14 protein-coding genes are annotated in these 12,803 nt (G+C 72.9%); 3 read left to right on the top strand and 11 right to left on the bottom strand.

All coding sequences use genetic code 11. From position 1 onward, the window contains the following. Positions 1-48: 48 nt before the first annotated feature. The 9 genes from ACWD4U_RS17670 to proC form a co-directional block, all read right to left on the bottom strand. Positions 49-1,059: a lysophospholipid acyltransferase family protein gene (locus tag ACWD4U_RS17670; protein WP_363451317.1), complete on the bottom strand. Its 1,011-nt coding sequence runs from the start codon at positions 1,057-1,059 to the stop codon at positions 49-51. After that, a complete protein-coding gene (locus ACWD4U_RS17665) occupies positions 1,056-2,108 on the bottom strand; it encodes an NAD-dependent epimerase/dehydratase family protein (RefSeq protein WP_363451319.1) in 1,053 nt (350 codons plus the stop codon). The genes ACWD4U_RS17670 and ACWD4U_RS17665 overlap by 4 nt, the downstream gene beginning before the upstream one ends. Positions 2,109-2,258: 150 nt before the next feature. Next, positions 2,259-2,408 (bottom strand): 30S ribosomal protein bS22, encoded by a 150-nt coding sequence (locus ACWD4U_RS17660; RefSeq protein ID WP_425338519.1) that lies wholly within the window; start codon positions 2,406-2,408, stop codon positions 2,259-2,261. A 71-nt stretch (positions 2,409-2,479) separates the two neighbouring features. Continuing rightward, a complete protein-coding gene (locus tag ACWD4U_RS17655; RefSeq protein ID WP_099900174.1) occupies positions 2,480-2,689 on the bottom strand; it encodes a helix-turn-helix domain-containing protein in 210 nt (69 codons plus the stop codon). 116 nt (positions 2,690-2,805) lie between these two features. Next, entirely contained in the window at positions 2,806-3,645 is an 840-nt protein-coding gene (locus ACWD4U_RS17650) for a phosphatase (RefSeq protein WP_363451321.1), read from the bottom strand. Then, complete coding sequence (locus ACWD4U_RS17645; protein ID WP_363451323.1) at positions 3,642-4,826, bottom strand: acetoin utilization protein AcuC; 1,185 nt, start codon at positions 4,824-4,826, stop codon at positions 3,642-3,644. Before ACWD4U_RS17645 ends, ACWD4U_RS17650 begins: the two co-directional genes overlap by 4 nt. 141 nt (positions 4,827-4,967) lie before the next feature. Next, positions 4,968-6,185, bottom strand: a complete 1,218-nt coding sequence (locus ACWD4U_RS17640) for an MFS transporter (protein WP_363451325.1) — start codon at positions 6,183-6,185, stop codon at positions 4,968-4,970. A gap of 95 nt (positions 6,186-6,280) precedes the next feature. After that, positions 6,281-6,934 (bottom strand): HAD family hydrolase, encoded by a 654-nt coding sequence (locus ACWD4U_RS17635; protein ID WP_363451327.1) that lies wholly within the window; start codon positions 6,932-6,934, stop codon positions 6,281-6,283. A 10-nt stretch (positions 6,935-6,944) separates the two neighbouring features. Then, the gene (gene proC, locus ACWD4U_RS17630) at positions 6,945-7,769 is read right to left on the bottom strand and encodes a pyrroline-5-carboxylate reductase (RefSeq protein ID WP_363451329.1); all 825 of its coding nucleotides are present in this window, start codon (positions 7,767-7,769) and stop codon (positions 6,945-6,947) included. Positions 7,770-8,176: 407 nt separating this feature from the next. Here proC and ACWD4U_RS17625 point away from each other — a divergent pair, with 407 nt between their 5' ends. The 3 genes from ACWD4U_RS17625 (at position 8,177) to ACWD4U_RS17615 (ending at position 10,531) form a co-directional block, all read left to right on the top strand. Continuing rightward, positions 8,177-8,641 (top strand): hypothetical protein, encoded by a 465-nt coding sequence (locus ACWD4U_RS17625; protein WP_363451331.1) that lies wholly within the window; start codon positions 8,177-8,179, stop codon positions 8,639-8,641. A gap of 84 nt (positions 8,642-8,725) precedes the next feature. After that, positions 8,726-9,154: a hypothetical protein gene (locus tag ACWD4U_RS17620; protein WP_363451333.1), complete on the top strand. Its 429-nt coding sequence runs from the start codon at positions 8,726-8,728 to the stop codon at positions 9,152-9,154. Positions 9,155-9,256: 102 nt separating this feature from the next. Then, on the top strand, positions 9,257-10,531 hold the full coding sequence (locus ACWD4U_RS17615; RefSeq protein WP_449787221.1) for an SCO2583/SCO2584 N-terminal domain-containing protein: 1,275 nt from the start codon (positions 9,257-9,259) through the stop codon (positions 10,529-10,531). Between the two features lie 7 nt (positions 10,532-10,538). Here the strand turns inward: ACWD4U_RS17615 and ACWD4U_RS17610 are convergent, their stop codons facing one another. Then, complete coding sequence (locus tag ACWD4U_RS17610) at positions 10,539-11,024, bottom strand: hypothetical protein (protein ID WP_363451336.1); 486 nt, start codon at positions 11,022-11,024, stop codon at positions 10,539-10,541. A 47-nt stretch (positions 11,025-11,071) separates the two neighbouring features. Further along, a partial coding sequence (ilvD, locus tag ACWD4U_RS17605; RefSeq protein ID WP_449787220.1) for a dihydroxy-acid dehydratase occupies positions 11,072-12,803 on the bottom strand: 1,732 nt, incomplete at its 5' end.

Genomic DNA, 12,803 nt, shown 5'->3' with positions numbered 1-12,803 from the left:
CGCGGCAGGGGCGCTGGGTCACCGCCCGGCGCCCCTGTTGTCGTCCGGTCAGAAGAAGACCGAGCGGCGCTGGACCAGCAGCTTGTACAGCGTGTGCTGGATGGTCTCCCGGACCTGGTCGGTCAGGTTGAAGACCAGCATCGGGTCGTCCGCCGCGTCCTTCGGGTAGCTGTCGGTGGGGATGGGCTCGCCGAACTGGATGGTCCACTTGGTGGGGAGGGGGATCGCGCCGAGCGGACCGAGCCAGGGGAAGGTGGGCGTGATCGGGACGTAGGGCAGGCCGAGCAGGCGGGCCAGCGTCTTGAAGTTGCCGATCATGGGGTAGGTCTCCTCGGCTCCGACGATGGAGCAGGGGACGATCGGGACGCCGGCCCGCAGCGCGGAGGCGACGAAGCCGCCGCGGCCGAAGCGCTGCAGCTTGTACCGGTCGGCGAAGGGCTTGCCGATGCCCTTGAAGCCCTCGGGCCAGACCCCGACCACCTCGCCGCGTTCCAGCAGGGCCTGGGCGTCCTCGTTGCAGGCGAGGGTGTGCCCGGCCTTGCGGGCCAGTTCGTTGACCACGGGGAGGACGAAGACCAGGTCGGCGGCGAGCATCCGCAGGTGGCGGCGGGCCGGGTGGTGGTCGTGCACGGCGACCTGGGTCATCAGGGCGTCGAGCGGGACGGTGCCGGAGTGGTTGGCGACGATCAGCACGCCGCCCTCGGCGGGGATGTGCTCGGTGCCGCGGACCTCGACCCGGAAGTACTTCTCGGCGAGCGGGCGCAGCAGGGAGAGGAAGACCTCCTCGGTGAGCTCCTTGTCGAAGCCGAAGTCGTCGACCTCGTAGTCGCCGGTGAGGCGGCGGCGCAGGAAGCCGAGGCCGTGTGCGGCGCGCTGTTCCCAGCCCTTGCCGAGCAGCCGGGTGGCGGTGGCGCCGAGTTGGCCGGAGAGGGCGTGGCCGACGGCGTCGGCGAGTTGGTCGGCGAGGGCCGGGCGGGGGTCGGGACCGGTCCAGCTGGGCGCGGACTCGATCGGGATGACCTTGGCCGCCGGGTCGGCGGGCTCCCGGACGGCTGTCATCGCGGCCTCAACTCCTCGGTGTCGGTGGGGCGGTCGTCGAGCAACGCGGCGAGCCGGTCGGTGGCGGCGGCCAGCCGGTCGGGCGGCAGCAGGCCGGGTGACTGGTGGGCGGCGAAGTCGGCGAAGGTCTCGGAGGTGGTGTACCGGGGGGTGTAGCCGAACGTCTCGCGCAGCTGGGTGGTGTCCACCACCCGTCCGTGGGTGAGCAGTTGGAGCTGCTCCGGGGAGAAGGCGCGGTCCGCGGGGGCGGTCAGCCGGCGGGCCAGCTGGGCGACCGCGCCGAGCGCGGGCTTCAGCAGCGGGACGGTCGGCCGGCCGAGCCGGCGGGCGCACTGGGAGAGCAGCAGCACGCCCTCGCCGGCCACGTTGTAGGTGCCGGGGGTGGCGGTGAGCGCGGCCCGGCACAGGACCTCGACGGCGTCGTCCTCGTGGACGAACTGGAGCCGCGGGTCGTGGCCGAGCGCGGTGGGCAGCAGCGGCAGGCGGAAGTACGCGGCCAGCGGGGTGTCGCCGCCCTGGCCGAGGATGTTGGCGAAGCGCAGCACGGTGACCGCGACGTCGGGGCGGCGGCGGGCGAAGCCGCGCACGTAGCCCTCGACCTCGGCGGCGTCCCGGGCGAAGCCGCCGTCGGGTAGCGCCTTGGGCTGCATCCGCTCACCGAAGACGGCGGGGTCGCGGGGCGCGGACCCGTAGACGGCGGTGGTGGACTTGACGACCAGTCGGCGCAGGCCGGGTGCCTTCTGGCAGGCCCCGAGCAGTTGCATGGTGCCGATGACGTTGGTCTCCTTCACCGTGGCGCGGCCGCCCTGGCCGAGCGCGGTGACGTTCAGGTGCACGACGGTGTCGACCTCGTGCTCGGCGATCACCCGGGCGATCGCGGGGCGGCGCAGGTCGACCGGCGCGAAGTGCACGCCGAGCGGCAGTTCCCGCGACGGCAGGCCGATGTCCACTCCGACCACCCGCTCCACGTCGGGCTGTTCGGCGATCTGTCCGGCGAACCGCGCGCCGAGTCGGCGCGCCACGCCGGTGACGAGCACGACCTTGCCCACGTTGCCGCGACCTCCCTGGCTCCCTGCGCTCCTGCCATGCACCGTACCGCGCCGACGTCACGGTGACGGAAACGCCACTGCCCGCCCCGGGAAATCAATCCGGGACGGGCAGGACGGAAACCTGGCGACGCGAGGCGACCGCAGGCGGTGTTACTTCTTGTTGCGACGCTGCACGCGAGTGCGCTTCAGAAGCTTGCGGTGCTTCTTCTTGGCCATACGCTTGCGACGCTTCTTGATGACAGAGCCCACGGAACATTCCTCGCTCACTCGGACCCGCGCCCGTGAGAGACGGGAGTCCATACGACTGACGGAGGGCCTAGCCTACCGTCCACGTCGCGTTTGCCGTAATCGGTGCCCCTTGATGCTTTCGCCTACGCGCTCTGCAGCCGCACGTAGGACTCCTGGAGGTACTCGTGGACCTTCTGCTCGGGCACCCGGAACGAGCGTCCGACCCTGATGGCCGGAAGCTCGCCGCTGTGCACCAAGCGGTAGACCGTCATCTTCGACACCCGCATGACCGAGGCGACCTCGGCCACGGTCAGGAAGACGACATCCTGCAGGGGACGCTCGCCGGAACTCATGACCCTCACCGACCCTTACCCGTGTGCAAGGCACCGGCTTCCCCTCCGGTGACTCCACCGGCACACGTGTATCCCCAGAGTAGTTATGGGTGGTACGGGTGGGAAGAGGGGGGCCCTCAGCTGTTGTACGGTGCGAGATCCGCCTGTTGCAGTACGTAGTCGCTCAGTGGTCTGTAGCAGGCGGGCGCAGAGCCGTCGTCGAGCGGGACGACCACCTCGACCGTGCCGGCCGCCTCGGCGGCGAACGGGGCGACGTCGTTGCAGTCGGCCAGGCCGCCGGCCGGGATGCCGAGCCGGCCTGCTCCGCAGATCCAGCCGTGGTCGCCCAGTACCAGGTCGGGCGGGCGGTGGCCGGCGTCGGCGAGGGCGGTGAGGGCCAGCCGGACGGGCAACGGCGAGTGGGTGTGCGCCAGTTCGCCGGTGCCAGGGTTTCCGGTCCGCCCGGTGCCGTCAAGGGCCCGGACCACCAGGACGTGTCCGACCAGGTCGAGCACCCGGCCGCGGTCGCCGTCGGGGGTGGGCTCGCGGAAGCGCGTTCCCCGCGCGGGGGTGAGCACGGGGCAGCCGGCCGCCGCGAGCGCCCGGGTGAGCGCCCCGTGGAAGCCGGGCAGCTTGGTGGGGTGGCCGGTGCCGGCCAGCACACTGCCGCGGCGGTCGGCGGTGCGGCGCAGCAGGGCGGCGAGCCGGTCGAGGGCGTCGAGGGTGCGCTCGGGGTCGATGCCGTCGGGGCCGTCGGTGTAGCCGGGGTCGGGGTCGACGCCGACCCGTTCGACCATCAGCGCCAGCACCTGGTCCTGGTCGTAGCGGTGTTCCGGGTCGAGTCCCATCAGCGCCTTGGGGTCGCCCTGGGCGAACAACCGGTAGTGGCGCAGGTTGTTCTGACGGGGCGTCGGCACCTCGGGGCCGGCCAGCCGGTGGCGCAGCAGGTGGGCGCGCAGGCGGTCGCGGGCGGTCACGGGATCAGTCCGTGGTGCGGGAGGACGGCGCGGCGGGTGGCCAGCACGGCCTGGTCGAGGCGGTCGGCCGGGTCGTAGCCGCCGTCGAAGTCCTGCCAGCGCGGGGTGGCGCCGTCGGTCATCCGGGGCGGCGCGGGCCTGCGGGTGAGCCGGTAGACCTCGGCGCGCCACGCCTCGGGCGTCTCGGTGAGCGGGTCGACGGGGTGTCCGGCGGCGGTGGCCACCAGGTGGGTCCAGCTGCGCGGGACCACGTCGACCACCGCGTACCCGCCGCCGCCGGTGGCCACCCAGCGGCCCTCGGCGTGCCGGTGCGCGAGGTCGTGGACCGCCTCGGCGATCAGCCGCTGGGCGTCGACGGTGACCGCGAGGTGGGCCAGCGGGTCCTCGACGTGGGTGTCGGCGCCGTGCTGGCTGACGATCACCTGCGGGCGGAACGCGGCCAGCAGCTCGGGGACCACCGCGTGGAAGGCGCGCAGCCAGCCGGCGTCGCCGGTGCCGGCCGGGAGGGCCAGGTTGGCGGCGGTGCCCTCGGCGTCGGGGCCGCCGGTCTCGGTGGGCCAGCCGGTCTGCGGGAAGAGCGTGCTGGGGCTCTCGTGCAGGGAGACGGTGAGCACCCGGGGGTCGTTCCAGAACACCTGCTGGACGCCGTCGCCGTGGTGGACGTCGACGTCCAGGTAGGCGACCCGTTCGGCGCCGAGCTCCAGCAGGCGGGCGATGGCCAGCGCCGGGTCGTTGTAGACGCAGAACCCGGACGCCTGGCCGGGCATCGCGTGGTGCAGGCCGCCGGCGAAGTTGACTGCGTGCGGGCTCTCGCCGCGCCAGACCGCCTCGGCAGCGGCGACCGACTGCCCGGCGATCAGCGCGGACGCCGAGTGCAGGCCGGGGAAGGCCCAGTTGTCGTCGGTGCCGAGGCCGTACGCCGGGTCGGCGGCGGCCGGGTCGGCGGCGGCCTGCTTGACCGCGGCCAGGTAGTCGGCGGTGTGGACGAGGCGCAGCGTGGAGTCGCCGGCCGGCGGCGCGGAGCGCAGCCGTACGGTGGGCAGCTCGGTCAGGCCGAGGGCTTCGACCAGGCGCATGGTCAGTGCCAGCCGGGTCGGGTCCATGGGGTGGCCCGGCCCGAAGTCGTAGCTGGTCGCGGCCTCGTCCCAGAACAGGTGCAGCCCACAGGTGGTTTCCGACATGGGTCACACGCTATCGGGTGCGGTGCGGGGAACCGCGCGGAGCGGAGAGCGGCACCGCCGGGATCGCGCCGAGGGCGGCGGCTTGGACCGCGGCGCGATCTTGCCGTGCGTGATCGGTTGCTCGCGCAGTTCCTCGCGCCCCTAGCTGGGCACGGGTTCGCGTTCCTCCTTCGTCAGCTCCACCGATCGCGGAGCGAATTGCGGGGCGAGCGGGAGGATCGCGAGGATCAGCAGCATCGGGGCGCAGAAGGCCAGCCGGTAGGAGGAGAGGTCGGCGAGGGTGCCGACCAGGGGGGAGCCGACCAGGAAGCCGACGTAGTTGAAGAGGTTGAGGCGGGCGACCGCGGCGTCGCTCGCGGCGGGGAAGAGCCGGCCGCCGGCGGCGAAGACCTGCGGGATGATCGCGCAGATGCCGAAGCCGAGGACGGTGAAGCCGAGGATCGCGGCCCACGGGGCGGGGGCCAGCGCGGCGACCAGGAAGCCGGCGCCGGCCACGGTCGCGCCGGTGCGGACCACCGGGATCGCGCCGAAGCGCTGGACGGCGCGGTCGCCGACGGTACGGCCGAGCAGCATGGCGACCATGTAGCCGAGGTAGGAGAGCTTGGCGAGGTCCTCGCGGCTGCCGAGCCCGTCGGTGAGGTACTTGACGCTGTAGTTGGAGACCGAGGCGTCGGCGATGTAGGCGAAGGCCATCGCGGCGCACAGCGGGAGCAGCGGCTTCCAGGGGATGCGACGGGCGGCCAGTGCGGCGGCCTCCCGGACGGCGTCGCCGAGTTCGGCCGGTCCGGCGAACCAGCGGCCGGTGATGATCGCGGCGGGGATCAACACCGCCGCGGAGACGCCGAACAGCACCGGCAGGCCGGTGTCGTAGTGGGCGCCGAGGCCGGCGATCGCGGCGCCGGCGATGCCGCCGAGGCTGAACGCGGCGTGGAAGCCGATCATGATGCTGCGGCCGTAGCGGTGCTGCAGGCCGACGCCGAGCATGTTCATCGAGGCGTCGAGAGCGCCGACCAGGAGGCCGAACAGGCCGAGAGCGATGGCGAGTTGCCACAGTTGGCTGCCGAGGCCGGCCAGTGCCAGGGAGACGCAGACGGCGGGCTGGACGATCCGCAGCACGCCGCGGGCGGTGGTCCGCTTGACCAGGCTCTCGGAGGTGATAGAGCCGACGCCGGCCAGGATCGGCACCGCGGCGAGGAACAGCGGCAGCAGCGAGTCGCTGAGGCCGTAGCGGTGCTGGAGTTCGGGGATGCAGGTGACCAGCAGGGCGAAGGTGGTGCCCTGCAGCAGGAAGGAGACGGCCAGCGCGGCCCGGGCCTGTCGGAGCCGGGGGCTGGGTTCGGCCTCTGCCGTGACCTGCATCGGGACCTCGCTGACCACCGACGCTACCGGCCGGTACGGAGATGTTGGGCAGAGCGTAGGCGGTCGGCGGCGTCGGCGGGAGGGGGGCGACGGGATCAGTTCGGCAGCAGTGCGATCGCGGATTCGAGTCCGGCGAGCAGTCCGGTGGCGCCGGCGCCGGTCAGCTTGGCCGGGTCGGTGAGCGCGGCGTAGCCGTACACGTCCATGCCCGCGGCGCGGGCGGCCAGGACGCCGTTGCGGCTGTCCTCCAGCACCAGGCAGCGGGCGGGGTCGGCGCCCATGGTGCGGGCGGCGTGCAGGAACAGGTCCGGGGCGGGCTTGCCGACGCCGACGTCCTGGGCGCTGAACAGCAGTTCGTCGGTGAAGTAGCCGTCCAGGCCGGTGAGCCGGTGCGCGGTGCGGATCCAGGAGTGGTGGGCGGAGGACGCCACGCAGTAGCGGATGCCGTGCTGCTGGAGGTGCTTGAGGAGCTGCTCGGCGCCCCGGACGGGGGTGAGTTCGGTCGCGAAGGCGGCGAAGACCCGGTCGTGGAACAGGTCGTCGAAGCCCTCGGGCAGCGTCGCGCCGTACCGTTCGCCGATCACGTCGTGGACGGTGTGCGCGGCGCAGCCCATGAAGTCGCGGTAGGAGTCCTCGACGGTGGTGGGGTAGCCGAGTTCGGTCAGGTACTCGGCGAGCACCCGGTTGGAGATCGGCTCGCTGTCCACCAGCACGCCGTCGTTGTCCAGGATCAGCAGGTCGTAGCTCACCGGTCCGAGCCTACTTGCCGCCGCTGGCGAGCTCGCGGGAGCGGTCCCGGGCGGCCTCCAGGGCGCCCAGCAGGGCGGCCCGCACGCCGTGGTTCTCCAGTTCGCGGATGGCGGCGATGGTGGTGCCCGCCGGGGAGGTGACCGCCTCGCGGAGCTTGACCGGGTGCTCGCCGGAGTCCCGCAGCATCACCGAGGCGCCGATCGCGGACTGCACGATCAGCTCGTGCGCGACCTGCCGGGGCAGGCCGAGCAGGATGCCCGCGTCGATCATCGCCTCGACCAGGAAGTAGAAGTACGCCGGTCCGGAGCCGGACAGCGCGGTGGCGGCGTCCTGCTGGCTCTCCGGGACGCGCAGCGCCTTGCCGACCGAGCGGAAGATCGCCTCGGCGCGGGCCAGGTGCGCCTCGGTGGCGTGCGAGCCGCCGGAGAGCACGCTCATGCCCTCGTCCACCAGCACCGGCGTGTTGGGCATCACCCGGACCACCGGGGTGCCCGGGGCGAGCCGCTCCTCGAACCAGCCGGTCGGGATGCCCGCCGCGGCGGAGACCACCAGCTTGTCGGCGGCCACGTGCGGGGCGAGCTCGTCCAGCAGGCTGCCCATGTCCTGCGGCTTGACGGCCAGGATCAGGGTGTCGGCGAGCTTGGCCGCCTCCGCGTTGGTGACGGCGAACACGCCGTAGCGGTCGGCGAGTTCGGTGGCGCGATCCGCTCGCCGCGCGGTCACCAGCACGTCCGCCGGATCCGTCCCGGCCCGCAGCAGTCCGGAGAGCAGCGCCTCACCGATCTTGCCGGTGCCCAGGAAGGCGATCTTCTGTCCGGTAGCGATGCTGCCCATCGGGCCCTCCTTGCTGCGGTTTCCTGCCCGCCATCTTGCACCCGATCCCCCCGCCGACGCCGCAGGTGTCCACCCTGCGGTCGGCGGTTCCCCGACGAACCGTCACATCCCGGTATCCGTCTCCCGCCCGGGGGTTGGGGCGGCACCCGGCTGGAACACTCCCGACGAAAATCGGCCACCGCGCGCTGTCCGCCTGGGGGGGTGGACATGGCGAAGCACGACCCGTCCGAGGAGAAGAACCAGACGAACCAGACCGCAGCCGTCCAGCTCACCAAGATCGTCGTTCCACGGGAGGCACGACCGGAGGCACTACGGGGGGCACCACCGGCGGCACCACCGGGCGCACCACGGGCGGCGGGACCACGGGAGGCACGACCGGCGGCACGGCGGGCGGAGCCACCGGAGCCGTGACCGGCGGAACCACCGGCACCGGCGGACAGGCCGCCGGCGGCCTCCCGCCCAGCCCGACCGCCACCGCGGCGGACGGCGGCTACCGCTACACGTACGCGCTGGCCGAGGGCTACGCGATCAACCTGGGTGCGCACGACCCCGACCACCAGCGCACCACCGGGGAGTGGACCACCCAGAACTTCGCCTGGAGCGGCAAGGACGCGAACGGCGAGGACTACCTCGGCATCAAGGGCTTCCCCGATTCGGTGACCCTGCTCGCGCCGGGGGCGGACTCCAGCCACCAGGCGTGCCGGAACTCGCCGCGCGCCAACGGTGACCCCTCCGCCGGCGGGCTGGGCGCGGGCAAGCGGTTCTGCGTCTTCCCGGGCGGCTTCGACGCGCTGGTGACCGTGGTGTCGAACACCGCCACCCCGGGCGGCAGCGGCGGGGTGCTGACCCTGGACGTCGTCGTCTGGGAGTAGGGGCCCGTAGGGGGAAAGTCAGGGCCGGGCCCTCTGGATTTGCCCGTCCGCGAGGAGCACCGTGGAGACATGGGACACGGAGACTTGACTGGACGTGAGAGCCGCCAGGTCGCCGTCGCGGCCTCGACCCTCGGGCCGTGGCGGACGGCCACGGCGGTGGGCGCGGTGGTCGGCGGGGCCGCGCTGGTGGTGGATGTGGTGACCGGGCACTGGTCGATGGACATCCTGGCGGGCCCGGTCGGGCTGGCCCTGTTCTTCTTCTTCCTGGTCGGCACGGTGGGCGGCCGGCTGCGCAAGGACGGCGACCGGCGGCTGCGGCGGTGGTCCGACGCGCACCCGTGGCAGTCGGTGCTGCCGGCCGCCGGGGCGCTGCTGGTGCTGAACACGGTCGCGTTGTGGCTGCTGGGCAGCTGGGGCCTGTTCGGGGCGCTGTTCTTCTCCCTGCTGCCGGCCGGGCTGCTGCTGGTGGTGGCGGGCGTGGTCGGCTCGGTGAAGGCGGCGCGCCGGAGCTGAGCGGGCCGTTCGGGGGCCGGGTCGGCACGGTGCCGGTCCGGCCCCCGGCATTTCGCCCCCCGGTGTCGGGCGTGTCGGCGACGGTCGGCATACTTCCGGCTCGTGCCAACGATTGATGATCCTGAACCGGGACCTGGGCGGGAGTCCGACGATCCGTTCGCCGGGCTGGTGTTGGACGACGAGTTCGTCCGGGCCGCGCGGGTGAAGGAGGCGTCCGGGCGGGCCCGGATGTTGAGTGCGCGGTGGCAGAACGAGCCGCCGCCGGACAGCGGGCCGAACCTGCCGGTGGCCGAGATCCGGCGGTCGTGGTTCGGCCGGCGGGCCCGCCGGGTGGATGGCGGCCGCAGGTGGCGCAGGGGCCTGCGCAACGCGCTGCTGCTCCTGCTGATACCGGCGCTGCTGCTGGTCGCGGTGGCGTACGCGCGGACGGTGAAGTCGGACTTCGCGAAGTCCGACGCCGTGAAGTCGTCCGCGCTGCCGACCCTCGGCGCGGCGACGGCGACACCGAGCAGTGCGCCGCCGAGCGTCGCGCCCCAGACCGCCACGGTGGAGCACCCGTGGGCGGGTTCGCCGGCCGAGGCGTGGCCGTCCGGCCCGGACGGGCTGGCGCTGCCGGCGGCCACCGCGGTGGGGGTGTTCGGTCCGGAGCAGGTCGCCGCGGACCTGGACGTGGTGAAGCAGTTCCTGGTCGCGGCCAACATGGATCCGAAGGTGCTCGCGGGCGGGTACCCGCAGGCGGCACTGGATCTGACGAACCGTTCGACCGCCGACGCGCTGGCGGAGGACCTGGCCCACCCGAGCGAGGAGCACGACCCGTCGAACTGGCTGAGCCGCTTCGACCCCGCGTGGGCGGTACCGGTGACCGACCAGGTCAAGGTGCAGGGGCTGATCAGCTTCGAGGGCGACGGCGAGCAGGGCCTGCTGGTGCACACCGACGTCACCTTCGTGTACGCGGCGCGGCCGGGTCCGGAGGTCGGCAAGGCCGCGCCGTCGAAGCAGCCCTCGCAGCCCTCGCAGCCGGCGCCGACCGGCGGCGGTACGGGCGCGGCCAAGCCGGTGGGCTGGGTGCAGGACACGCCGGGCGCGGTCGACGTCGAGCGGGAGATCGTCCGGCGCAAGTTCGACTTCCGGTTCGCCGACCCGGCCCGCTTCCAGGTGAAGAAGGGCAAGCTCTCGGTGGCGCACTCCTACAGCGATCTCGGCAACAACCTGTGCGGCTTCCACGGCGGCTACCTGCGGCCGTCCTTCGACGCCGACTGGGCCACCGTGAGCGCCCGGCCGAGCGACGGGCCCTCCGCCGGGCCGACCACCGACCCGTACGACTGGAGCCGGCCGCTCACCGAGAGCGGCGAGTGCGGCTCGATCAGCCGCAGTTGACGGAGCGTCAGGCCCGTCGCCGGGTCGCCCCGCGGGCTTCGCGGGCGGCGCGGCGGCGGTGCCAGACGGCGCTCTCCTGGTCGTAGACGGCACGCTTGAGGCCCTCGCCGGGGGCTTCGACCAGGCTGCGGCAGAAGTAGGCGGCGAGGGCGCCGGTGAAGCCGACCAGCCAGACGCCGCCCAGCGACTTCTCCTCGGCCATCCAGCCGCTGAGCGCGCCGCGGCCCTCGGTGAGGATCTTCCAGGTGCGCATGGCGGCCAGCGCGGTGCACACGCCGAGGGCGAGGATCAGCAGCAGGGTGACGGCCCGGGCGTCGGAGAGCCGGACGCCGGAGACGCTCAGGCGCAGCAGCAGGGCCCCGGTGAGGGTGGCGGCCAGCGCGCCGAGCGACACCAGGACGCGGCGCAGCCAGTAGGCGGCGCCGCGGTCGACCCAGGTGGTGCCGAAGAAGCGGATCGGCTCCGGGGCGGGGGCGGTACTGGGCGCGGTCACGGTCCGATTATCACCGCGGCCGGCGGCCTGCCCCGGAGCGACGCGCCTCAGCCGAGCTTGGAGACGTCCCGGACGGCGCCCTTGTCCGCCGAGGTGGCCATCGCCGCGTACGCCTTGAGCGCGGCGCTGACCTGGCGGTCGCGGTTCTTCGGCCGGTAGCCGCCCGCGGCCTCCAGCTTGAGCCGGCGCTCGTGCAGCTCCTCGAAGGAGACGTCCAGGCTGATGGTGCGGGCGGGGATGTCGATGGTGATCGAGTCGCCGTCCTCGACCAGGGCGATCGCGCCGCCGGAGGCCGCCTCCGGGGAGACGTGGCCGATCGACAGGCCCGAGGTGCCGCCGGAGAACCGGCCGTCGGTGATCAGCGCGCAGGCCTTGCCCAGGCCGCGGCCCTTGAGGAAGGAGGTCGGGTAGAGCATCTCCTGCATGCCGGGGCCGCCCTTGGGGCCCTCGTAGCGGATGACCACCACGTCGCCCTCCTTGACCTGCTTGGCGAGGATCTTCTCCACCGCCTCGTCCTGGGACTCGCAGACCACGGCGGTGCCCTGGAAGCGCCAGATCGACTCGTCGACGCCCGCGGTCTTCACCACGCAGCCGTCCTCGGCGATGTTGCCGTACAGCACGGCCAGGCCGCCCTCGACCGAGTAGGCGTGCTCGACGCTGCGGATGCAGCCCTTGGCGTCGTCGGTGTCCAGCGTCTCCCAGCGCTCGGACTGGCTGAACGCCTCGGCGGAGCGGACGCAGCCGGGCGCGGCGTGCCACAGCTCGACGGCTTCCTCGGAGGGCGAACCGCCGCGCACGTCCCAGGTCTTGAGCCACTCGGCGATCGAGTCGGAGTGCACGGTGTGCACCTCCTCGTTGAGCAACCCGCCGCGGTACAGCTCGCCGAGGATGGCGGGGATGCCGCCGGCCCGGTGCACGTCCTCCATGTAGTAGTTGCCGTTCGGGGCGACCTTGGACAGGCACGGCACCTTGCGGGAGATCGCGTCGATGGCCCGCATGTCGAACTCGACGCCGGCCTCCTGGGCGGCGGCGAGCAGGTGCAGGATCGTGTTGGTGGAGCCGCCCATCGCGATGTCCAGCGCCATGGCGTTCTCGAACGCGGCGTAGGTGGCGATGTTGCGGGGCAGCACCGAGTCGTCGTCCCCGTGGTAGTACCGCTTGGTGATGTCCACGACGGTGCGGCCGGCCTGCTCGTACAGCGCCTTGCGGGCGGTGTGGGTGGCCAGCACCGAGCCGTTGCCGGGCAGCGACAGGCCGATCGCCTCGGTCAGGCAGTTCATCGAGTTGGCGGTGAACATGCCGGAACAGGAGCCGCAGGTCGGGCAGGCGTTCTCCTCGATGATCGAGATGTCCGCGTCGGAGACGTTCTCGTTCACCGCCTGGGAGATCGCGTCGACCAGGTCCAGCTTGCGGACGGTGCCGTCCACCAGGGTGGCCTTGCCGGCCTCCATCGGGCCGCCGGAGACGAAGACCGTCGGGATGTTCAGGCGCAGCGCGGCCATCAGCATGCCGGGGGTGATCTTGTCGCAGTTGGAGATGCAGATCAGCGCGTCCGCGCAGTGCGCGTTCACCATGTACTCGACCGAGTCGGCGATCAGGTCGCGCGAGGGCAGCGAGTAGAGCATGCCGTTGTGGCCCATCGCGATGCCGTCGTCGACCGCGATGGTGTTGAACTCGCGCGAGATGCCGCCCGCCTGCTTGATCGCCTCGGAGACGATCCGGCCGACCGGCTGCAGGTGGGTGTGGCCGGGGACGAACTCGGTGAACGAGTTGGCGACC

The sequence above is a fragment of the Kitasatospora sp. NPDC002522 genome (assembly GCF_053595195.1).
The sequence above is the reverse complement of the archived record's forward strand: the minus strand, read 5'-3'. Positions and strand labels throughout refer to the sequence as shown.

Coding starts and splice junctions, on each gene's coding strand:
- ACWD4U_RS17640 (WP_363451325.1), bottom strand. CDS start 6,185: ATGCAGGTCACGGCAGAGGCCGAACCCAGCCCCCGGCTCCGACAGGCC.
- ACWD4U_RS17660 (WP_425338519.1), bottom strand. CDS start 2,408: ATGGACTCCCGTCTCTCACGGGCGCGGGTCCGAGTGAGCGAGGAATGT.
- ACWD4U_RS17655 (WP_099900174.1), bottom strand. CDS start 2,689: ATGAGTTCCGGCGAGCGTCCCCTGCAGGATGTCGTCTTCCTGACCGTG.
- ACWD4U_RS17645 (WP_363451323.1), bottom strand. CDS start 4,826: ATGTCGGAAACCACCTGTGGGCTGCACCTGTTCTGGGACGAGGCCGCG.
- proC (WP_363451329.1), bottom strand. CDS start 7,769: ATGGGCAGCATCGCTACCGGACAGAAGATCGCCTTCCTGGGCACCGGC.
- ACWD4U_RS17670 (WP_363451317.1), bottom strand. CDS start 1,059: ATGACAGCCGTCCGGGAGCCCGCCGACCCGGCGGCCAAGGTCATCCCG.